The following is a 21,001-nucleotide window of genomic DNA, read 5'->3' as shown; positions in this document are numbered from 1 at the left end:
CTCTAACAATGCCGTTCAGCCGGTTAGTTAACTATGTCACAGACACTTTCTGAGGCATCAGCTAGCGTTGAAAGCTAGTCAAAAAGAGAATATTAAAGTATCATGAAACCTGTAGTTCATCTGAATTTTGACAGGGTGCGTTTTGCCCAAGAAGATCGCATCGATGCCGTGCAGAACTTATGGCGAAACTATCCTACATTAAACTTGTATCCAAATTGCAGAAGCGGTTTCTTCCTGAGTTCTAATGTTTGGTGGATGAATGATTGTACCTTTGTTCATTTCCGTGCGGCCCCAATAAACTGCCTGAGGCCACCGCTCCCTGACAAAGAGAACTTGATCTCAATCTCTTATCTGAAGCGCTGCCGACAATATTGTGCTTGGGGCGACAGCTTGGAGCCGAAAAGTCTGGATGCTGTGCACATAAGCAACCCGCGCGATCAGGTGCTAAGCGATTGCCCAACAAATAGCGAAATTTTCGTTCTGTATGTGCCGAGCGTTCGTCTCGGAAAACTGCCTGGTGAGGCCATTCCGAGTCGTGTTTTTTCAATCGAATCCTCAGTCGGAGCCGTATTGCGCTCATTGCTCTTCAACCTTCGAAAAAGCTTAGATGAATGCAGTTTGGAAGACGGAAACAAGCTGGCAGATGGTATCTGCGGATTTCTTGAACCTTTGTTGCGAGAGCCGCCAGACCGTGACGCGATGCGCGAAAGCAGCGCGCGGCGCAAGGTGATCCAACGATACATTGAAAATAACATTAAAGATGCCTCACTGAGCCCCAACGTATTGTGCGAGAAATTCGGAGTATCGCGCGCAACCCTTTATCGGTTGTTCAATCAAACAAACGGAGTCGCCGGCTACATCACGAGGCGCCGGACACAACTCGCCGTCTCAGAGCTGACCCGGTCACCACCTAGGCGCGGAATTATTCGGGCTATCGCAGAGAAGTATGGCTTCAACGACTCAAGGCAATTCTACAGAGCATTCCGTAAACATACCGGGGCAACGCCAGCTAGCTTCATCGGTAAGTCTTAACCGATTTAAAGTGTCCCAAAACTCTGGTGCTGGACACGTCGGAACGCGAAAGATGTCGTTCGATGATCCTTGCAGGGATGCTTGGGTCTTAAACAACGCGCCTCATACCAAGCGCAAAGGTCATATGACCATTCCGCCCGAAACAGCGGCTTGATTTGGCGACTGGTGAACTGCAAACAACCACTGGTCAAGTAAGACACTTCTCGCATAGCCGCTGGGTTCACAGTGCAGTGCAGCAAAAAGCCGAAAACGCGTGGGCAGGGTCAATCGGCTCGTCGCAAGGTGCCCAATAAATTGCTTTTACAACCGCGCAGCAGTCCAGATCAAAACCCAAGTCGCCTTCAAATAGGTGAGTAATTTCCAAATGAAAGTCTTCCATGTGAGTTGGTCTTTGCAGCTGAAACTCCTTCATTTACCGCAGCGATAGTGAGTGGCGATTTTAGTGTTGCATCGCAAATTGCCGCTCTTTCGGCCGTCAAATCGTGACCTCTGACTTGGCTGGAGACCATAATGATCTTGACGCTGGGATCGAAATTCCGAAGCTGAAGGCAAAACGAAATAGTTTCTTCCAGGTCGCCCATAAGATCGGCGTCTACAAAGCAAATTTTTGCTATGAGAAGGAATGACTGAATAGTTTGCCAGTTTTCGTCGGGAGACATGGCAACAACCGTATTTCCTGTATTATCGGCCCAAGCGTCAATTGACTTGAGGTCCGAACTGCCTTCCTGACCAAAATACCCAATGATATCAGTTGACCGGCTTTCGGATTCCCGCTGTATGCTGTTTGCCGCCGCAATAAGCCGATCAACAAGATCGTCGTGGATGCGTTCCGAAAACAGAACCTTCTTAGGGGTTAACGGGTCAAGGGTGTTGGCGCTTGCCAGAAAATTGCCGGCATGTATCGGCGTGGAAACCGCTTTGCGGGGGATCGGGGCAACTTTCGCTTCTGAAGCAAGTCGGCGGGCAAGGTCTTCAAGTTTGGTGATGCTTCTCCACAGTTGTCGAGAGCGATCTTTTGCAGTCTCGGTACATTGGCCAGCGTTTGCTTTACAATAGTCTATATGACTTTTCATGGGTGTTAGGATTCTACGCTGATATCCATCAGATGGTGATCCGCTTACAACACTGAGAACCATCTGCCCTTTTGGGTCGTAAGGATTGCCACGATGTCTCTTAGCAATGGTGTCTTTTTGTGTGGACCAAAAGCTAATGTTATCGCGCACGGCACGAACTACAGTTGTGAGTGTAAAGACAGCCAAGGCTATCGCTAAGTATTTTGAAATAAGTGGAAAAACGTAATATGAAGGCAGCACGATCCCCAAGATAGTCGAAGCCACCAAGGCGACCCAAAGAGCCCCGGCAGCCATGAGGGCAAGGGTCCAAACAGCATCTGACTTGTTTGCAACTGCCAATTTGTCATAGCGCGCATCGTCGTGCATTATTCCAGCCTCGGCAGTTTCATCTGGTTCGCTTGGGTATCGCAGCTTCTTCGTCCTTGAGGTCAACATAGCAGACTTAAAAAGTCAATATGACAAAATTTTTACTTTGTCGTAGGTCCTCAAGTGCAACGGCGTCTAAAAACTCCATCGCGCATCCTCAAAGACTTGAGACTTTTCGGAGATTTGGCTCTTCGGAGAACATGCTGGCCAGATTAAATCTGAGAAAGAGAGGGTAAGAGCATTTAACCCCGCTCGCTGAATTCAGGCCACCGAAGGGGCAGTAGTCCGTCCAAGCAAAGGATGGGCAATGAAACGCAGATTTGCAGAGGAACAGATTATTGAAGTGATCAAACAATATGAGGCTGGGGTTGCTGTGCAGGAGCTGTGTCGTCGATGTGGCATCAGCGACGCGACGTTCTAAAATACAAAGCGAAGTTTACGATATGAACGTATCAGATGCCAAGAAAATGCGCGCCCTTGAGGACGGGAACGCCAAGCTGAAACGCACGCCGACTGATGCGGTGCTGGACAATGCTGCACTGCCGGATCGAGGCAGTCTGTTCGCGTGCCGAATCGGGCCAATCAACGGTGTTAGCTGGGTTTTGCGTCCGACGCCTTTGAAGATGGCCAGCGGTTTCGCGTGTTGTGCATGGCGGATGATTGTAGACGAAAGGATCTAGCTAGTATTGTGAATCGTTCTTTGCCTGGGGCGCGGATGACCCGTGAATTAGCTGAACTGATCGGTCGTTGCAGCCAGTCCGATGTGATTGTCTGTGACATTGGAACGGAAATGACATTGCGCTGCACAAGACCATGCAGAATGCCTTTGTAGAGTCACTTGACAGCAGACTGCGAGATGAACGCTTAAACGACAACATCTTCGGCAATCTTGATCATGCACGGAACATCCTCAATGACTGAAGGATCGGCTACAACACACAGACGCCGCGCAAATCGCTTGCAGGATTGGCACCAGTTGTCCAAGTCAATCCCAGACGTGCGAGCGGCCTGCTGCGCTTGAAATACAAAAAGGCTCTGCTCAGTAGGTCTTGACCGCAACCTGGTCACAAGAAGGCAACAGTAGTGGATTCTCCATCCTAACGGCCCGGTTCGTGGGGCAGCGTCGCAACTCTTGTCTTCATGGGAAGTGTTGGACAGCCGATCCGACTGCGAACAACCTATACGAGGTTTCGTTTGTTGCGGCTAGCGCGCAAATTTGCTGGGCTGAAGGTTGGTCGATGTGGCCAACCTGCAGTCCGGCAGATGCCTTTACAGTAGCCTCGCTATGCTTCCGCTGTTTTAGGGCCAAGCCGGTAATGTCTCGTTTTATAATTCGGAGCAGGTTCAAGGTAACCTTGATCTATTAGGGACCGGAGTGCCCTGTTGAAGGTCGGTTGACTCATCCCCTTCACTATTTTGTGATTACGAATGTCTGCAGTCTCAGCTGTGTCAATTGGGGACTCATCGCAAAGCAATCGGACGACGTAAAGTATGTCCAATTCGTTTGAAGAAATTGATTCAAAACCAAGATCACGTTCTAAAGTGGCGAGAAGGTCGCGAAGACGTGCCACGGTTGTAATTTTCGTGCTATCTGCCATATTTTATCTTCATTATCAGTCACATGCACAGATCCACTGCAATACAGCGGCAAAGGGTTTTAAGACGATTTTCAATCAGGCGGCCCTCAGTAAGAACCAGACGCTTCAATTGCAGAATGAGCCTGACAAGGGACTTGATTACACGAGTGTCAACCAAGCCTACTGTAACTCGTTGAATAAGTTCACAAATTTTCTCCATCCGGTCAATGCAAATTATCGTGGGGTTCGGCAGAACGTCACCACGGTTGGTTTGATGCTTCTTATATAGTAGTTTGGTGCTTTCTATATATCGGTTATCCGTGTGTGTCTAAAAAGTCAACCTGATTGCTTGCGTCGCCTAAAGCGGTAATGCGTCTTGGCGGTCGCCTTCTGGTATATCATCTCAGCGGTCGAAATTATCGGTGGTTGGGTGTAAACGTGGTCACCGATGGTGCATAATGCTGGTGCCTCCGAGGATATGTTCAAAAGAAAAGGCGCGGCGCGCTTCGCCGTGACAAGAGTGCCTGCATCTTAAGACTAGATTTTTGCTGGTTCGCGATGTTTGAGCCACCCAAACGCTAGCGTTTGTATTCCGTGGTTTATTGTGAGGATGGATTGAGCCTTTTTTGGGGGCCAAGCCATTTACCGATCTCTCCCTAAGGCGGAAATAGACTAGAAATGAAAGAAGGAAGATCATCGCTCCGGTAGCGTCTCCCAGAACAAACAGCAAGGCGAAAAGTACACCTTCTAAGATGGAATTCGGATCACCGATCAAGACAAGGATCGAACTCGCTGTCACCACCGATGAAAAAACCATTATGACAAATAGAGATCTCCATGTGTGCAGCTCCCTGGATGTTTCGAAATCCAAGCCAAACTGTTCAAGGCAGAGCTTTACGGCAGGAGCGGCTGTTAAATAGATTGTGACAATTGCCAAGTGGTTCCACTCGATTAGGTTCCCCAAAAAAAACTTATGTAGAACGACGCTTGTCGGCAGAATGTATAATACAGCCCACCACCCATACATCCAAGCGGCCAGGGCTTTGACAACAGCCGGAAAAAACAAAAGGGCAGGCGTCATGAACAAGGCTTGGTCAAGCCCATCTCGTATCAGGAATTCCTGAACAGGATAGGACACAAAGAGTGTCATGACGACAGCAGCGCCATGTAAGACGCTGAACTCGATTAGCCGACGGATGTGTGCTTTTACGGCCTGCCATTCTCGGGCCTCGAGCAAAGCTAAAAAGGACATTTTTCCCCACAAAAATATTCAAAATGATTTCATCGTATTAGACGCAAAGAGTTATTAACGCAAGCAAGTGCGCAGCAAGTTGCCAATCGATCGCTTCGCCGTTCGGCTGTCTTGCAAGCAAACCTGCTTGGTTCTGTAGGGATCCCGCCAAGCTTGATCGCAAATTTTCTGTTGGGATGGATTGGCGGAAAAAGTGCCATAGTTCTGATTATGCTGACTTTACTGGCTGAGATGGATCGTCAGAGACCGCGCGTCGAGCTTACAAAAGTTCCAGGCTCTATCAGAGAGTGTCCGGGTTGAACCTGAGCTTCCGATAGCCATGTGATCTGGTTGTGTCGACGGTCGAATACCTGTTTTACCGTCTAGTACTTTTGGTTGCGCGCAGCCTATTCAAGCTATGGGAGATTACGTAGGGTAAACATACAATCATAATGACTTGTTTTTTGACCAGATGTTCGGCTAAAGTGCGCGTTACGTCCGTGCTCGGGAGGCTAAAGTGACCTCTTGTGGCAGGTTCAAGAACGTTGACACAACAAGCAAGGCATGATGATCAACCTTTGTTTTGCCTCAAGTCACTCGTATACGAGTGCGTTGAGCACATCGTTCTCACGAGCGGAGTGTGTTTGCTCCCTAAATTGCAGCTCGTGGCGTTGTGACAACTGTCTGCCGAGCAATGGTGTTTTTCGGTCCAGCGATCTGGCAGGCCGGGGCTCATGAGTAGCGGCAGAATTGGAACAACGACATTTGCTCGCCTCCGCGAGCTATTGGTCACACTCGAGATGGACCTGAGTCTGGGTTCTTTGTCAGATGTCGAGCTAAACGTTCTACGCGCCGTGCGATTGATTTGTGATGACACACCTGACCAGTCAACTGATGTTTTGACAGTTCGAAATCATACTTTAACTGAGAATATCGGGAATATCTCGCTGGGTGTCGTAATCCAGTCTTTGGTGGAGATGGGCTATCTTGAGGCAACGTTCAGTCGCGTTAGGGTGCGAGAGAATTTCAAGCAAAAGACGTTCGAGTCGGGGCTCATAGCCAAAAAATGAAGGTTGTTGCCGCGAGCGCGATGGCTGAGCGCAAGACCTTGGTCCATCGTTCATATCGGGTCGCGGTCTCGCACCAGCCCTTCAATTTGTAGAACGCGATCTCAATGCGGTTGCTGGGCAATGGATCAGACACCCATGCCCTTCCTTTTTTTACCCTAAAGGCTGAAAGCCGCACGGTCAGCTTGAGATCGGGTTGCGTTGATCATCACGCTCCGTTCAGTGTGAAAGAACCGAGCCATATCTTTACCCCGGGGGTGACACCAAGCCGGTCGGGTAGGCCTGTGGGCGCGCGATATCACTCGTCAAATCTACCGCGAGAACATGGTCGACCTGCGGCGCTGGGTGCCGTCATCCGACATGTCCACATGTCTGTCTCGTGCCGCCGAAAATCGCCACTTTCAGTCTATTTAGCAGGATGAAGGGTCGTTCATTTCAAAAAATGCAGCGCGAGGAACTCCCGCTGCAGAACCGTTGGGGCCGCCGGTTCCTGGGTAAGGGGGCATTTCTTAGCCCCCTTTGGCAACATCACCGAAGGCATCGTCCTGCAATATCTGGAAAACCAGATTGTCCCTCCTGCCGCCTCCGGTCGGTAATCGTTGAGTTTTCGCTCTCGCTAACAGGGTTGCGGAGCAGGCCCTCGAAAAGGGTCTGTGGAAGTCTAAGAGCAGAAGTAATGTGCGCCAAATTCCCGCCGGATCATGATCTCGCGCAGGCGTTCAAAGCCGCGTTCACGCAATTGGCGGATCCTTTCCTTTGAGACGCCGTAGTGTGCACCGAGACCCTCCAATGTCGCTGGCGGGTCGTGCAACTGGGTCGCGATAATGATGTCGCGTTCGCGAACCGGCAATGTACTCAGGGCGTCTACAAGTTCCCGGCGCAAGGCTGCCGTTTCCAGCCCGTGCAGCGGCGCCGGATCATCGAGGCTCTCGGGGTCGGCAAGCAGTGCGATACGTTCCTCGCTGCCGTCATCAAGCGCGGGCGCATTTAGCGAATGATCGTACCCCATAGCCAGCGCACGCAGTTCTGCGACCCGGTTAAGGCCAATATCCAGAGCCTTCGCGAGCCGCGTCTCAAATTCTGCGCGGTCAATCGTGGGATCGGCCGCCATCTCTGTTTCCAGCGCAGCGATTTCGGCAATTGCCTTGCGGGTTTGCGCGGAATTTGGTCGCCGGACGATCGACTTGTTCGCACGCAAATAGTCTTGGATCTCGGCGCGTACCCACCAGGATGCATAGGTTGAAAAGCGATTGTCGCGATCCGTGTCAAAACGGTTTGCGGCTTTTATCAGACCGATGAGCGCCTGTTGCATCAGGTCCGGGTCGGCCTCGCCGGGACCCGGTTTGAACCGTTTTGCCGCGGCAGCAGCCAAAGGACTAAAGGCATGCACAAGTTTATCGAGCGCGCGCGCGTCGCGACGGTTCTGCCACGCCAGCATCAGGTGGCGTTCTTCATCTTCCGATAGCATGTCTGCCGTGCGTTTAAAGCGTGCGCGGCTTCCCCAGTTTGGTAGCGGCTTGTTCATAGTATCCGACTCTTTTAATTTCGAAACGATACTAAACACGCGTCGATACTATTGTCAAAATGATTTCGGTTCTATACTATTTTTGCATGAGCGATGAGCATCAAACACCTGACCGTATCGCCGAGTTGCTGATCCATGTGGGCCGCGCGGCGCGCAGTGAAGATGGCCGGTCCAAGCTGACGGCGGCGCAGTGGACGTGTCTGCGTTTTCTTGCGCGGGCCAATGGTGACACGCGCACGCCATCAAACTTTGCTAACTTCCAGGCGACCACGCGCGGCACTGCGTCGCAAATCATAAAATCTCTTGAAAGCAAAAGGTTGGTAACGCGTCACAGATCAGAGCGGGACGGGCGCAGCGTGTATTTTGATCTGACACAGGCGGGCCGTCAGTGTCTCAAGGATGATCCGCTCGGTGACTTGATCGGGGTCATCGGCGGTCTGAAGCGTGGTGAGCGCAAGCAGTTTCTGGAAACGCTGTCGCGGTTGGCGATCGCCGTTGCTGAATTGCGGGATGTGCCGGCTTTCGGCACCTGCAACGGGTGCAGTCATTTCACTTCCAGCGACGGCGCGGCGTATTGCGCCTGTATGTCCGCCGAACTGGCGGTGGATCAGATCGACAAACTATGTGCCAGCTATCGCGAACCGACCTGAGAATTCAAACTTGAGGAGAGCAGGATGACGAGGCCTGAGCAAGCCCCGGCCCCCCGTATGATCGCGATCAGCAGCGGTAAAGGCGGCGTTGGCAAGTCAACGGTTTCGGCAAACATCGCCGTTGCGATGGCCGAGGCCGGGTTGTCTGTTGGGATTGTCGACGCGGACATTTACGGCCCGTCCATTCCGGGGATGCTGGGTATCCCGGCCCGGAAACCAGCCATGTCCCCCGAGGAAAAGGTCGTTCCGGCCGAGGCGCACGGCGTCAAAGTCATCTCGATGGCCATGCTGACCGACGACGACAAGCCCGCCATCCTGCGCGGACCCATGGTTACAAAATATCTTCAGATGTTTGTCAGACAGGTGGATTGGGGCCAGCTGGACGTCCTGCTGCTGGATCTGCCGCCCGGGACCGGCGACATCCAGTTGACGCTGGCGCAGGCGTTTCCGCTTACCGGCGCCGTTGTGGTCAGCACGCCTCAGGATGTCAGCCTCAAGATCGCCCGGCGCGGCTTGCGCATGATGGAGCAGGTCAATGTGCCCATTCTGGGTGTGATCGAGAACATGAGCGGTTTTACCTGTCCGTCCTGCGGGACGGTGACCCACATTTTCCATCAAGGTGGGGGTCAGGCCATCGCGCAGGAACTGGGCGTGGCGTTTCTTGGCAAAGTGCCACTAGACCCCAATGTGGTTGATTGTGGCGATGACGGCAGGCCTCTGGTTCGCGCCGCACCCGACAGCCCGGCCGCCGCTGCTTATCGCGGTATTGCGGCAGCTTTGACACAAACCGCGCGTGGCTCGGGCGGGATTGCGACGCCATTTTCCTGGACGCTCGCCGACGGGAAGGGCAAGCCTGCTCCGGCCAAAGCCGATAACGGCGCGCCAGACGTTCTTGTTGCACTTGATTACGACGAGGGCGGTCTGACAATCGAGTGGGGTGATGGTGCCGAGAAATGCCTGAGCCCAAGAGACCTGCGTCTCGCCTGCTCGTGCGCAAAGTGCCGTGACGAGATGACAAGTGCACCCCTGCTCGATCCTGAGACTGTGCCGTTGGGAATTGGTCTGACGCGTGTTTGGAGCGTCGGGAATTACGCGCTGGGTCTTGCGTTCACCGATGGTCATTCGACCGGAATTTATACGTTCAAAGCCCTTCGCGAAATGCAGGGGACGGAGCTTGAAGATGTCTAACATGCCGTACAACCGGCGCATTCGCGCGCAGGCCTCTACCAGGGACGCTGATGTCATGGGGTTTGTCCTGGATGTCCCAATCAATCCGGGCGGATCAGTCCAGTTCGATGAAGTGGGCCAGGCCCCCTTGGCGCAAGGCCTTCTCAGGGCACCGGGGGTGGCCAGGATCGAGGTGAGCGAGGCGACGATCTGGGTACGCAAAGAGACCGGCGCGGACTGGGCGGTGCTGAAGCCCGCCGTTGCCGCCGCCATTCGCCGGGTTCTCGACGAAACCGATACGCCCTTGGAAGGCGATAGAGTATCGGAAAACGACGATCCCGATGCGGCTCTGCTCAAGCAGGTCAAAGAGTTGCTTGACCGGCAGGTCAACCCATCCATTGCCGCGCATGGCGGTCAGATTTCTGCGGAGCGCGTGGAGGGTGGCGCGGTCTATCTGCAGATGTCCGGCGGGTGCCAGGGCTGTGCTGCGTCGTCGATTACGTTGCGAAACGGAGTCGAGCGCATGCTGCGCGCCGCATTGCCGCAGATCCGAGAGATCGTGGATGTGACGGACCACGCTGCAGGCAGCAATCCGTTTTATTCTCAGGACGCCCCGCAGTCTCCTGTTTTGAACCGTATGGTCCCAGAGGGTGTGATCCGGTGGGATGGGGGGCAGGTGACAGTCGATCCGGACTATCTTGCGCCAAAGCTGGGGCTTACGGCTGACGCCCTGCGCGTCGGTCTGCGCCAGGGCGACGTTACCGGCGTCACCGAGGCCGGGGAAGGACGGGATGAAGGCAAAACCCGAATCATTATGCGCTCCACAAGGCGTGCCTGGGCCGCAGAGATCCTTAGTGACGGCTCCGCGCGGGAAATTCCGCCACCGCGCGAAACCGGTGCGGCGTTAGCGCGCGAACGAGAGCTTACAGATCGCGTGCGCGCCCTGCTTTCGGGTCTCCCATCCGACCGCACTCCCGTCACATACGGATCGCTGGCGCGTGCGCTTGGCCTGTGGACACCCGGCGCGGTCGGTCGGGTTACACGGGCGCTTGAAACGACGATGCGCCAGGATGCCGCCGCGGGTCGCCCCTTTATTGCTGCCCGTGTTGTGAGCCGGGGTCGCGACAAATTACCGGCCAAAGGCTTTTTTGAATTGGCGCAGAGCCTTTCGCGAGGGCATCGCGAAGGTGAAAGCGATCAGGATTTTCACCTTCGAGAAGTACGCTGGCTTGAGCAGTCGATTAAGGACGGTTCTGATCGGGTGGACGGATCGACGCAAACACCAGCCGATAAAACGGTATGAAGCGGGCTTGCCTGAAGCGCCCTTGGTTTTACGGACTGCTACCTGCGCTGCGCGGTTACCGCGTTGCGGCTAGACCGCGAATTTTGAACAGCTGAAATAGATATCGAGGTAAGCGCTTGTAATACATGGCGTTTGCCTCGGGCATGTTTTGAGTTTCCAGCGCGAATCGCATCAGAACATCACCAGTTGATCGAGGTTTTTCGTAGGGCCTTTCCGCCCCTGATCCGAGAAGTGAATAATATCGCGATATTGGCGGTCTGTGAAGTTCAATACCTGAACGTCCCCCGAATCCGGCAGGTTTTGTTCAATCCGGCGCACGCGGGTGGAAAACGCCTCTTTCCCGTTCATGAACCGGGCATAGACCGAAAACAGGCTGCGCTCGAACCCTTCGTCCAGAAGGAGGTTGCGAAAATCCGTCGCCGCCTTGCGTTGCGGTTTGGTTTCGGTTGGAAGGTCGAACATCACAAGTATCCACATCAGCCGGTATCCTGAAAGAACGGTTCTGTCGCTGTTCATGTTCCCAACCCTGCCAATGTCAGAGGGTCAGGGGGCGCAGGCAGCCCAAGGTCCAGTTTGCCGGTCTCGAAACTCTGCCCCAGAGAGGTTGCGAGTTTCATCAGCGCAACGGACAAAGGTGTAACGGCTTTTCCCAATGGCAGATCGGTTGCGATCAGCCGCGCCAAGGCCTGCTTTGCAGTGCTGTCCACCTGCGTTCCCTGCTGGGGTAAAAGTGAACGCACGGCGCAATCGACCAGAGGGCGAAAAGGCTCGACCAGATCATCGGCCAGCGCAAAGGCATTGCCTCGGTTCGAGTGAAACAGGCCGATGGTCGAGTGTAACCCGGCTGCTGAAATCGCCCGGGCGGCGGCGGCGCGCAGCACGGTATAGCCATAATTCGGCAAGGCGTTTTCATCGCCTTGCGCTGCGTCGCGCCGGAATTCGGGTCCCATCATACGAGGCCAGTAGTATCGGGCGGCCTGCGCCTCGATATTGGCACTATCGCCCGAGGTGACGTTGCGTATCATCATGGTCATGGGTGCCGGGGATTCGCCGACCATCTCCAGTGCGGCGGCTTGCATCCTAACTTTTGCCACAACGATCCGTTTCCAGGCCTGTTTGAGCAGCGGTGCCTTGGCGGTCCATTGTGCCCGCATCCGTGCGCCCTGCGCGTGGTCCCCTTCGATCAGCAGCACAACCGGACCGGGGGCGTGATTGGTGGCGGACAGAACGACCGGTATGCCACGTTCGCCAAGCTCGACCAGCAGAGATGTCGGCCAGGTTATGCCATGTGCGTGGACGATGACCGCCGCGATCTGAGCCAGCGGGGTGCGGCTAATTTCCGATCCCCCCTCGGAGACTTTCAGAAATCCCCGGTCGCGCGACAGGTGGCGGCCGTCGGTCGCAATATCAAAAGTCTGGTCCAAATCGAGGAGCCCGAAAAGAAACGGATCAATAATGCTCTGATTTTATTGCTCTTCGCCGGATTCTCAAAATTCGGTCTACTGCCTTGGGCCGGGGTCACGCAGGCGGCCGATCTCATCCACAAAGACCCTGCGCGCCCTAGCCTTGATCAGGGGACCGGCCCCCATTTGCAGAAAGCGGAAGGGATCGTCCTTGTCCCGGTCACGCGCGTCGGCGTTTGCTTCGGTATGCGGTGCGATGAACAGGCCGTTCTTGATGTGCATGGACTGGACATATCGGGTGATGACCGCGCAATCCCGTTCGATCCGGATCATGTCCCGCTTGAAGATGCGCAGCAGGCGTTTCGCCGCGGGGTGCGGTTTCTTTTCAACTGCAGATTGATGCGCCTCAAAAGTCGTGACGACCTGCGCCCGAAGCTTGCCGTCGGGCAGCCGCCAGATTTCATAACATTGGTTGCTGTCGCCCTTGTATGCCTTGAAGGGCTTGCCATCGGCGTCATCGACCTCGATGCGGGCGCTGGGTTGCAGGGTCTCCTCCATACGTACCCGCCTGATCCCGAGATAGGGATTGTCGGTCTGGTCGGGCAGTTTGGGCGAGGCGGCAAAGGCCGCCAGCGCGGCCTCGAACGCCTTGCCTTCCAGCCCGCTGGTGACTCTGGCCAGATGTCTGCGCAGATCGGCATCGCGGATGTTTGCTCCGCGGTTGTCAGTTCGATGTCCTTGGGGCTCAGCGCTGTCAGCGGCTTGCGGCTGACGACAGTGCCCCCACCGGCAAGCCCATAGGCGGTGTCATTGCGCAGCCGGCCCGCCGTGCTGTCGCGCCCGGCCTTGCGTGCGCGCAGGTCGATGCGCCCATGATCGGCGCGGTGGCTGACGATGATCTTGCTGATCTGTTCCGCAACAGCGGCGCGGAACCCCTCCCAGGGGGGCGGGGTGGAGCGGGCCTCATACTCGAGGCCTTCGGTTTCCTCGCGACGATGAGCGTCGGAGATCCGTTTGATCAGCCCGTGATCCGTGGCTGCAATGACAGCCGCGTCGATGGCATGGTGCCGGTGATCGGTACGGTTTTTGGCTTTAACCGTACGGTTGCCGCAGTCGGTGAGGGGTCCAATGCCGTTCAGTCCCCAATGACGGCGGAGCGTCTCGGTCAGTTTGCCGGGCACCATCCAGACGTGGCTTTTGCCGTCACCACCATCATACAGTGCCTCGAGATAGCTGCGCGCGATCCGGGACAGGTATTGCGTGTCTTTGAGCGCGCGCGCGGAAAAGTCGTTCTCGCCCTCGAACCGCTCCATCGCGTCGGGGGCAAAGCGCCATGCCTGGTTGTCGGGCAGGTTCTTGAGGTTGCTGGCAATCGTGCCCCAGTGCGGAGTGTCGCCCCAGGCCTCCCACGGGGTCTTGTTGGCCTTGGCGCGGTTCGCTTCGCGCAGGCACAGGGTTCTGTTCGGGAAACTGTCATCCAGGGTACGGGAATAGGGCAGGATGTGGTTTATGTCGCATGAGCCGTCAAATAGCATTCCGGCGCTGATCCGGCGGCCGGTGTATGGACAGTTACGGATCATGACATCGTCGCCCAGCGATTCCCAAAGGCGCAGGATCATACGGTGCGCGCCGGTGTTGGGCACGCCCAGTTCCTCAAGCTTCTGCCCGCGTGTAATCGCCCCCTCGGTGTTTTTTTTGATGTCGCGCTGTACCACGCGTTTCTGATCTTCGGACAGCTTCAGGTCGCGCGCCAGTTCCACCACGATCTCATCGGGTTTCCCATAAACGGTGATGATCATGTTCACCAGCCGCCGCAACTGGTTCAGGCCGATATGCACGGTGGGGTTGGTGATCCGGCCATAGCGGGTGATGTCGTCGTCATTCTCATCATAGGTGCCGGGTATCACGTGGCGGTCGAGGATTTCTCCATAATAGGGCAGGGCCTCCACTACCTCGCCGGTGCGCCCGTCGGAATGATCCCAGCCACAACCCGCGACCGCCGCGCTATATAGGATTACATCGGCCTCAAGCGCGGTCAGAATACGCCGCGTTGCAGTTTCCCCCAGCCGCCCATACCCTTCGGGCAAGGGCGCGTGCGCGGTGGCTTCGGCCTGATCGCTGTCCAGCCGCAACTCACGTTGCCGGGCAGGCAGGTGCTGAACTATTGTAGCTGTTCAAAATTCGCGGTCGAGCCGTTAACAAGCATTCGATTGCACCACATTGAAACGCAGGCCAGGGCCTGCGTTTTTTGTTGGGCTTCGGGTTTGTACTGTCCGCCGGGACAGAGCGGGTGCATCGCGAGTCCGGATATCACGCAGCATCGCGATACGTGCCACCGGCCAATGGCTACGGTCAGACCCACAGCTCGGCAACGGCGGAACCTGTGGGCTGCCTCATGCTAGTGTCCCGGGTTTTCCGGGTCGGTCAGTTCGGCCTCTCGGTCAAAGGCTGCTGCCCAATCGGTCAGAAGCGCGCTCTCGCCATGCAAAACGCGCCACTGGCGAATGCCGTTGCGCCAGCCAGCGCGGCCCACACGGCTGGCCGGTTCGGATGCCTCAGCTGGGGGCACACCCCGTTCCAGCAGGCGCCAGACCTCTTGCTTTGCACGCAGGTAATCCTGGGGTGCCCAGGCGTTCAAAAGCTTTTGAAACGCATCAAAGGCGTCGCGGTTGAACGGTTTGTCTTCATCCAACCGGCCGATCACCGGGTTTTCGGGGTGTAGACCAGCGCAAGGGGTCAGACCCTCCGGGATCGGAGTATTGGCGGAATGCGTGCGCCCCGCCCGTAGCAATTTGGGCAGCACATGGGTGTGCGGCCCTTCCGGGGATTTGCCATTGGTGTCCGGGCCGCCGATCATCTGATAGACCTCGACACGTCCGATCCGGGTCAACGCCACGCGATGCGGATGCGCGGCCAGAATAGCTGACATCGTCGGGTTTTCGACCTCGAACAGAGACCGGTCGGCGTTTTCCCGCAGGGTGCTCAGAAGATCCTGATCCCCCGTGCTAATGCAGAAATCCACCTGAAACTGGTTCAAACCCATGTCGAACAGGATATCGCCACGGTCCTGCGCCCGTATGGCGCCGGTATCCGGCCCCAGTTCGGTCAACACATCGCGCTGGTTCATGACCGCGATGTCCTCTGGCAGACACAGAGAAACAGCTTGAGTCCAGCGATGCGGCTTCGGGCTGAGGGTTTCATATGCGACAGGCACAACGTTGTGCAGATCGTCGATTCGGACGCCGCCACGCGACGTGACCTGTGTCAGTCCTTCGACGGGCGCTGGGGTGGGATCACCTGTGACGTGATGGAACTCGGCAATGGCACCGAATGATCCCATGTTCCAGCCGGTCTCTTCCTGTGACAGGGCCTCATGGGCGACCTTCGTCAGATCAAGCATTCCTCTGCTCCTTTCGTTGCGTAATCCATGCGGCAGTTCCAGCGGTGACCGCATCGTAAACGGCGCGGCCAACGGCCTCGCCGGTGTCGGTGTGCAGCCCGGCAAATTCGGTCGATCCGGCGGGGGCCGCAACCGCAACACAATCCGTACCGGTGCCGGTGGCGATTCCGGTGGGCAGGTCGAACCTGGTATCCATGACGGCGGCGGTGCGGGCTTGGACAACGATGCTCATGGTCTCAAGCAAGGCCGTTTGGCTGAGTCCGGTGCTAACCCGCACCGCTACGTTGATGGTGCCCCAATCGCGGCCGCGATGATCGACCCGGGCTCCGACCCGCTCGCCATTTGACAGGCCAACCGTTGCCACCGCCTGTGCCCGAATGTCCCCGACCTCGGCAGTTCTTGAGACAAAATGCGATATCGCGCGCGACGTGAGCAACACCACGGCGTTCTCACTGTTCCGACGGCTCAACTCTTTGACCAGCCACAGGCGCACATCCATACCTTCGGGCAAATCGGCGTTGCGCACCTCGCGCCACAAAATCTGCGACGCCCGAACGAAGCCGGGTCGGTTGATTGACCAGCTGAGAACCTCCATCTGCTGCCCCAGGTCAAAGCGCAGCCATGGGGCATCCAGCGTCAGGCCGGACACCTGACAACCTCCAGAGGCTGAAATACGGGTCCGGACGCGGTGTCCTCGTGCCAGGCCGAGATACCGAACGCACGCGCCATCAGGGTGGGGGACAGCACATCCGCCGGGGGGCCATCCGCAAGCAGGCCACCTTCGGCCATCAGGATCAGGCGGGTGCAGTGACGGGCCGCGAGACCCAGATCGTGGATCGACACCAGAACGGCCCGGCCTTCGTCGGCCAGATCGCGAAACACGCGCATGGTTGAAATCTGATGCGCCGGGTCCAGACCGGCGATCGGCTCATCTGCCATCAGAATGGGCGTGTCCTGCGCCACCGCCCGCGCAATCAGCGCGCGCGCCTGCTCGCCGCCGGACAGCCGGGATGCGGCGCGCCCGCGAAGCGGGTCGAGATCAAGCCTGTCGATGGCCTGATTGATCAAAGCTCGATCCTGTTCAGGCAGTGTGCCCGTTGGCGGAAGATGCGGCAGCCGCCCCAGGGCGACCAAACGCTCTACTGTGATTGGCCATGCGATCTCACGCGATTGCGGCATCCATGCCACCATTCCGGCCCGTTCCCGCGCGGTCAGACGGGCTATTGCGCTATGGCCTGCGTGGGGAATCAAGCCCAGAGCGGCGCGCATCAGGCTGGTCTTGCCCGCGCCGTTGGGGCCAATCAGCCCAACCATCTCACCTGCAGAAATCGTCAGCGAGACATCGCGAAACACCTCACGCTGGCGCAGGGTGACGCCGATGTCGCGCAGGTCGAAGCCGGTCACAGCAACTCCTTTCGCGTTTTGTAGATCAGATGCAGGAACAGTGGCGCACCGACAATGGCTGTGACCACACCAAGTTTGAGATCGCGGGCGGGCAGGATCAGGCGAACGGCGATATCGGCCAGTTGCAGCATGACAGCCCCACCGAGGGCCGAGGCCCATAACAGCCGGGCAGGGCTGGCCCCGACCATTGGTCGCAGGATATGCGGAACCACAAGGCCGACGAACCCGATTGCACCGGCAACGGCAGTTCCCCCGCCGACGATGGCCGCTGTTCCAAGGACCAGCAGCATGCGCAGCCGGGACAGATCGATCCCCAGGGTCTCGGCAGCATCTTCGCCCAGCGTCAGGGCATCCAGACCCCGGGCAGTCAGTGCGATCAGGGCGGTACCGACAAGGAAGAAGGGCAGAACCAGCCAGACATGTACCATCGAGCGATCCGCCAGCGACCCCATCATCCAGAACACGATCTCATTGGCGGCAAACGGGTTGGGGGATAGGTTCAGCACCAGCGAGGTCAGCGCCCCGGCCAGTGCAGAGATGGCGATCCCGGCAAGGATCAGGGTCAGAGAGCCGCCGCGCGGTCCGGCAAGGATCATGATCAGCGTGACCCCCGCCACGGCCCCGGCCAGCGCTGCGAACGGCAGGGCCAATGTGCTGCTGGCCGCCAGCCCGGTGTAGATGGCGAGCACTGCACCCAATGCCGCCGAACCCGATACGCCGATCAGCCCGGGCTCGGCCAGCGCGTTGCGCAAATAGCCCTGCAGCGCGGCACCGGCCAGTCCCAGGCTGGCACCAATCAGCACGGCCAGGATCGCACGCGGCAGGCGAATTTCGCGCATCACCAGACTCAACGGGCCGTAGTCGGTTGAAAACAGGGCGGTCAGGCTATCAATGGCAGGCACGTCCGCTGGGCCAATGACCAGCGAGACGAGGAACAAACCCGCCACAGAGCATAGCAGAATAAAGGTCAACCGTGTCATCCGCCGCTCTCTTGCCAGGTCTTGCGCGCCTTGTTTAGTTCCTCGACCGCGCGCAAAACATAGGGGGTGCCGCAGACCCAATCCCGGTCCGACATCAAGGCCTGGCCGGACCGGGTGCGCAGATACGCGACAACGGGGTGCTGCAGATATTCCTCGGCCCGGCTGTGGCCCGGATACGGTTGCGAGGTAATCACGATTTCCGGTTCTGACAGCACCAATTGTTCAAGTGGCAGAATGCCCCCGGTATCCATACCCATCTCTGTGGCGATGTTTTGCAGACCGGCGACCTTTAGAATCTGGCCGGATAGCGTCTTCTCACCGGATGTCCAGCCGCGCGCCGAATAAATCGCAGCGCGCGGGCCAGCCTCAGCAGACTGTAAGGCAGCAAGCCCGGTCTCATAGTCCCGAAGCAAGTCTGCTGCCGCCTCCTGACGCCCCAGAACCTCTCCCATTCTCAGGATGTTTTTGCGGACATCCTCCAACGAGCGGGCGGGGTCAAAGACAACAACGGGAACGTTCAACCGCCGCAGCATGTCGACTGTCGCTACTGTCGAAAACCGGCCTGCAATGACCAGATCCGGTTGTTGCAGATAGATTTCTTCGGCGAGGCCGTGGTTGACCCCATGGCGCATGGCCTGCCCGGCCATGGCTGAGACACGGGTATCCCGTGCAAGATGGGACACCGACAGCAATTGTCCGGGTGCAGCCAGCATCATGGCCAGCTGATCGGTGCACACATTCATTGACACCACGCGCTGCGGCTGCGCCCCGGCCATATTGGTCAGGCCGGCCAGGAAACACAGGATGATCAGCCACAGCTTCATGGTCAGAACGCCGCGCTCAGACCGACATAAGCGGTGCGGCCTCGCTTGGCATAACCCCATACATCGGCATACTCCTTGTCGAGGAGGTTCACGATCCGGCCCGTCAGTTTGACGGTGTCGGTCAGCGCGTATTGCGCCGCCACGTCAACGGTCAGATAGCTGGGCAGCTTCTGGGTACCGTCACCATCAAAGAACTGGGTGTCATAATTGTCCAGAACATAGCGAAAATCTGCTGTGACCGAGCCGCGACCTTGCAGGAATTCCTGCGTTGCCGTCAACAGGAACTCATGGCCCGGGCGCCGGATTTCGACCGTGCCGTCCGGATTTTTGGCATCTATGTATGTGTAGCTCAAGCGAAGGTCGAGCGCGTCGGTCGCCTGCAATGTTCCCGAGACCTCGACCCCGCGACGGGTACTGTCGCCAGGCTGGTTCACATACGTCGAACTGCCCAGACCCGGATCGAAGACCGAGGTGATCTCATCGGTTACATCGTCGTGGAACAGGGTGACATCGACAAGACCACGACCGGCCCAAAACGGTACTTCGGCCCCCAGATCGAAAGATTTGTTTTTCTCAGGCTTCAGGTTTGGATTGCCGACGAACCCAAACGAGTCTGCAAACAGCTCGAAATACGACGGGTTCACAATCCCGGTTCCGGCAGAGCCATGCAGGCGGGCACCGCTGGGCAGCATGTAAGAGGCCGCCAGGGTCCAGGTGAAGTCGTTCTCGAAGGTTTTGTTATCGTCGTAGCGAACGCCTGCCTGTACGTTCAGGCCGCTCTCAAGCGACCCACGGTATTCAAGCGCGTAAGACCGCGTTTCCCGTTCAAAGTCCGGGTTGGAAGAGCTGCTGTCCTCTTCCCATTCCAAAATCCCGTTCAGCAGATGGTTACTGTCATCGGTCGCCCGCCCGTCCAGCCCAAGGCTCAGCAGGTACCGCGCCGAGTCGCGATCCGTTTCTGTTGGTGTACCATTGTTGGTAGTCTGTTCGTTGTCGGTCCGGTCAAAGCTGAACCGGTGAACCATCTGGCCGCCCATCGCTGTGTATTCGGCATATATCTGTCCCAGCCGCTCTTTTCGCTCAGAGCTTTGGTCGGGGTCGTCCACAACGTACGCTTTGGGGGTTTTTGCAAGAAAATTGGTGCGGTCAAAGTCATAAGTTTCCAGCGAGTTGCGGAATACCAAGCCCAATCTCAGGCCTTCAGCTACGATATAGTCCCCGGTCAGGTCGATCGTTGTTCGCTCAACTCCGTCCTTTTCACCGTTGCTGCCAGAGTAATCATATCCATGATCGTCCAGCCGCGCGATGCCGATCGCCACACCGCCCAGATCGTTGCGGTATGAATACCGGGCAGACGCGTTGTAGCCGTCCCCAAACTCGATGGTGCCGCCGTATTCGCGGCCTTGCCCACCTGTTTTGGTGATGATGTTGACCACACCTGCGGAAGCATTCGAGCCGTAAAAGACCGACTGCGGACCTCTCAGCACTTCGATGCGTTCGATGTTGGCGGTCTGAATGCCCGACAGGATGTATTCTCCGTCACCACCAGCAGCGGGAACGCCGTTAATCAGGATCAGTGTATGGTTCGCTTCGCCGCCGCGGATGCGGACCTGGGTGAATGTGTCGCCCGAGCCGTTGACCGACACGCCTGGCACGGCCCGCAGGGCATCCTGGACGGTCGTGATACCGCGCTGCTCGATTTCTTCTGCGGTGACAATGCTGGCGGCGCGACCGTATTTCTGTTCTTCGATTGGAGTGAACCCGCCAGAAATCACGACAGTTCCAATGTCGGTTGCTTCCTGAGCATAGGCGGTTGTGGAAAGCACGAGCGCTGCTGAGATCGATGCTTTCAGCACGGCAGTCTTCTTCATTTTATTCCTCATGGCCCCTTCGGAAAGGAAGGGAAAAGACACCCGCAAGGATGCCTGGACAGATTGGTCATTGGAGGAATTAGCCTCCGCAGACGGCGAAAATGTCACCGCTACGGATAGACCGTTGC

Annotated in this window: 18 protein-coding genes and 2 pseudogenes; 6 read left to right on the top strand and 14 right to left on the bottom strand. The window is 57.0% G+C overall.

Going from position 1 to position 21,001, the window contains the following annotated elements; all coding sequences use genetic code 11:
• Positions 1–102 precede the first annotated feature (102 nt).
• Positions 103–1,032 (top strand): helix-turn-helix domain-containing protein, encoded by a 930-nt coding sequence (locus ACR3ES_RS20305; RefSeq protein ID WP_170429246.1) that lies wholly within the window; start codon positions 103–105, stop codon positions 1,030–1,032.
• A gap of 341 nt (positions 1,033–1,373) precedes the next feature.
• Here ACR3ES_RS20305 and ACR3ES_RS20300 read toward each other — a convergent pair whose 3' ends face one another.
• Positions 1,374–2,471, bottom strand: coding sequence for a hypothetical protein (locus tag ACR3ES_RS20300; protein ID WP_170429249.1), 1,098 nt, complete (start codon positions 2,469–2,471; stop codon positions 1,374–1,376).
• Positions 2,472–2,778: 307 nt separating this feature from the next.
• Between ACR3ES_RS20300 and ACR3ES_RS20295 the strand changes: the two are divergent.
• Together ACR3ES_RS20295 and ACR3ES_RS20290 are read left to right on the top strand one after the other, a co-directional pair.
• A pseudogene (locus ACR3ES_RS20295) lies at positions 2,779–3,019 on the top strand (transposase); the annotation flags it as partial.
• 247 nt (positions 3,020–3,266) lie between these two features.
• Positions 3,267–3,392, top strand: a complete 126-nt coding sequence (locus ACR3ES_RS20290) for an integrase core domain-containing protein (RefSeq protein ID WP_480425520.1) — start codon at positions 3,267–3,269, stop codon at positions 3,390–3,392.
• A gap of 1,098 nt (positions 3,393–4,490) precedes the next feature.
• Here the strand turns inward: ACR3ES_RS20290 and ACR3ES_RS20285 are convergent.
• The 3 genes and pseudogenes from ACR3ES_RS20285 to ACR3ES_RS20275 form a co-directional block, all read right to left on the bottom strand.
• Positions 4,491–5,300, bottom strand: a complete 810-nt coding sequence (locus tag ACR3ES_RS20285; protein WP_480634743.1) for a hypothetical protein — start codon at positions 5,298–5,300, stop codon at positions 4,491–4,493.
• A 1,032-nt stretch (positions 5,301–6,332) separates the two neighbouring features.
• Positions 6,333–6,461, bottom strand: a pseudogene (locus ACR3ES_RS20280) (IS5/IS1182 family transposase); the annotation flags it as partial.
• Between the two features lie 546 nt (positions 6,462–7,007).
• The gene (locus tag ACR3ES_RS20275; RefSeq protein WP_170429263.1) at positions 7,008–7,871 is read right to left on the bottom strand and encodes a sigma-70 family RNA polymerase sigma factor; all 864 of its coding nucleotides are present in this window, start codon (positions 7,869–7,871) and stop codon (positions 7,008–7,010) included.
• 86 nt (positions 7,872–7,957) lie between these two features.
• On the opposite strand from ACR3ES_RS20275, the gene ACR3ES_RS20270 reads away from it, so the two are divergent.
• Genes ACR3ES_RS20270 through ACR3ES_RS20260 form a run of 3 tightly spaced genes read left to right on the top strand, consistent with a single transcriptional unit; the run spans position 7,958 to position 10,991 of the window.
• Positions 7,958–8,521 carry a MarR family transcriptional regulator gene (locus ACR3ES_RS20270; RefSeq protein ID WP_170429266.1) on the top strand — a complete coding sequence of 188 codons (564 nt, stop codon included), beginning with the start codon at positions 7,958–7,960 and terminating at the stop codon, positions 8,519–8,521.
• A gap of 24 nt (positions 8,522–8,545) precedes the next feature.
• The gene (locus tag ACR3ES_RS20265; protein ID WP_170429269.1) at positions 8,546–9,709 is read left to right on the top strand and encodes a P-loop NTPase; all 1,164 of its coding nucleotides are present in this window, start codon (positions 8,546–8,548) and stop codon (positions 9,707–9,709) included.
• A complete protein-coding gene (locus tag ACR3ES_RS20260; RefSeq protein ID WP_480424325.1) occupies positions 9,702–10,991 on the top strand; it encodes a DUF6522 family protein in 1,290 nt (429 codons plus the stop codon). Before ACR3ES_RS20265 ends, ACR3ES_RS20260 begins: the two co-directional genes overlap by 8 nt.
• A gap of 171 nt (positions 10,992–11,162) precedes the next feature.
• Here ACR3ES_RS20260 and cas2 read toward each other — a convergent pair whose 3' ends face one another.
• From cas2 to ACR3ES_RS20210, 10 genes are all read right to left on the bottom strand, one after another.
• Positions 11,163–11,507: a CRISPR-associated endonuclease Cas2 gene (cas2, locus tag ACR3ES_RS20255; protein ID WP_480426398.1), complete on the bottom strand. Its 345-nt coding sequence runs from the start codon at positions 11,505–11,507 to the stop codon at positions 11,163–11,165.
• On the bottom strand, positions 11,504–12,415 hold the full coding sequence (gene cas1, locus ACR3ES_RS20250; RefSeq protein WP_170429272.1) for a type II CRISPR-associated endonuclease Cas1: 912 nt from the start codon (positions 12,413–12,415) through the stop codon (positions 11,504–11,506). Before cas1 ends, cas2 begins: the two co-directional genes overlap by 4 nt.
• 75 nt (positions 12,416–12,490) lie before the next feature.
• Complete coding sequence (locus ACR3ES_RS20245) at positions 12,491–12,727, bottom strand: hypothetical protein (protein WP_480424323.1); 237 nt, start codon at positions 12,725–12,727, stop codon at positions 12,491–12,493.
• Positions 12,724–14,526: a type II CRISPR RNA-guided endonuclease Cas9 gene (cas9, locus tag ACR3ES_RS20240; protein ID WP_480424321.1), complete on the bottom strand. Its 1,803-nt coding sequence runs from the start codon at positions 14,524–14,526 to the stop codon at positions 12,724–12,726. The genes ACR3ES_RS20245 and cas9 overlap by 4 nt, the downstream gene beginning before the upstream one ends.
• A 266-nt stretch (positions 14,527–14,792) precedes the next feature.
• On the bottom strand, positions 14,793–15,794 hold the full coding sequence (locus ACR3ES_RS20235; protein ID WP_170429275.1) for a DUF6925 family protein: 1,002 nt from the start codon (positions 15,792–15,794) through the stop codon (positions 14,793–14,795).
• The gene (locus ACR3ES_RS20230; RefSeq protein WP_480424319.1) at positions 15,787–16,443 is read right to left on the bottom strand and encodes an adenosylcobinamide amidohydrolase; all 657 of its coding nucleotides are present in this window, start codon (positions 16,441–16,443) and stop codon (positions 15,787–15,789) included. Before ACR3ES_RS20230 ends, ACR3ES_RS20235 begins: the two co-directional genes overlap by 8 nt.
• A complete protein-coding gene (locus ACR3ES_RS20225; protein ID WP_170429278.1) occupies positions 16,431–17,198 on the bottom strand; it encodes an ABC transporter ATP-binding protein in 768 nt (255 codons plus the stop codon). The genes ACR3ES_RS20230 and ACR3ES_RS20225 overlap by 13 nt, the downstream gene beginning before the upstream one ends.
• Complete coding sequence (locus tag ACR3ES_RS20220) at positions 17,195–18,178, bottom strand: iron ABC transporter permease (RefSeq protein WP_170429281.1); 984 nt, start codon at positions 18,176–18,178, stop codon at positions 17,195–17,197. The genes ACR3ES_RS20225 and ACR3ES_RS20220 overlap by 4 nt, the downstream gene beginning before the upstream one ends.
• A complete protein-coding gene (locus ACR3ES_RS20215) occupies positions 18,175–19,002 on the bottom strand; it encodes an ABC transporter substrate-binding protein (protein ID WP_170429284.1) in 828 nt (275 codons plus the stop codon). Before ACR3ES_RS20215 ends, ACR3ES_RS20220 begins: the two co-directional genes overlap by 4 nt.
• A 2-nt stretch (positions 19,003–19,004) precedes the next feature.
• A complete protein-coding gene (locus ACR3ES_RS20210; protein ID WP_170429287.1) occupies positions 19,005–20,873 on the bottom strand; it encodes a TonB-dependent receptor domain-containing protein in 1,869 nt (622 codons plus the stop codon).
• Between the last annotated feature and the right edge of the window lie 128 nt (positions 20,874–21,001).

The organism is Ruegeria sp. B1 (assembly GCF_056535885.1).
The sequence above is the reverse complement of the archived record's forward strand: the minus strand, read 5'-3'. Positions and strand labels throughout refer to the sequence as shown.

Coding starts and splice junctions, on each gene's coding strand:
- ACR3ES_RS20305 (WP_170429246.1), top strand. CDS start 103: ATGAAACCTGTAGTTCATCTGAATTTTGACAGGGTGCGTTTTGCCCAA.
- ACR3ES_RS20300 (WP_170429249.1), bottom strand. CDS start 2,471: ATGCACGACGATGCGCGCTATGACAAATTGGCAGTTGCAAACAAGTCA.
- ACR3ES_RS20285 (WP_480634743.1), bottom strand. CDS start 5,300: ATGTCCTTTTTAGCTTTGCTCGAGGCCCGAGAATGGCAGGCCGTAAAA.
- ACR3ES_RS20275 (WP_170429263.1), bottom strand. CDS start 7,871: ATGAACAAGCCGCTACCAAACTGGGGAAGCCGCGCACGCTTTAAACGC.
- ACR3ES_RS20270 (WP_170429266.1), top strand. CDS start 7,958: ATGAGCGATGAGCATCAAACACCTGACCGTATCGCCGAGTTGCTGATC.
- ACR3ES_RS20265 (WP_170429269.1), top strand. CDS start 8,546: ATGACGAGGCCTGAGCAAGCCCCGGCCCCCCGTATGATCGCGATCAGC.
- ACR3ES_RS20260 (WP_480424325.1), top strand. CDS start 9,702: ATGTCTAACATGCCGTACAACCGGCGCATTCGCGCGCAGGCCTCTACC.
- cas2 (WP_480426398.1), bottom strand. CDS start 11,507: ATGAACAGCGACAGAACCGTTCTTTCAGGATACCGGCTGATGTGGATA.
- ACR3ES_RS20245 (WP_480424323.1), bottom strand. CDS start 12,727: ATGATCCGGATCGAACGGGATTGCGCGGTCATCACCCGATATGTCCAG.
- ACR3ES_RS20235 (WP_170429275.1), bottom strand. CDS start 15,794: ATGCTTGATCTGACGAAGGTCGCCCATGAGGCCCTGTCACAGGAAGAG.
- ACR3ES_RS20220 (WP_170429281.1), bottom strand. CDS start 18,178: ATGACACGGTTGACCTTTATTCTGCTATGCTCTGTGGCGGGTTTGTTC.
- ACR3ES_RS20215 (WP_170429284.1), bottom strand. CDS start 19,002: ATGAAGCTGTGGCTGATCATCCTGTGTTTCCTGGCCGGCCTGACCAAT.
- ACR3ES_RS20210 (WP_170429287.1), bottom strand. CDS start 20,873: ATGAAGAAGACTGCCGTGCTGAAAGCATCGATCTCAGCAGCGCTCGTG.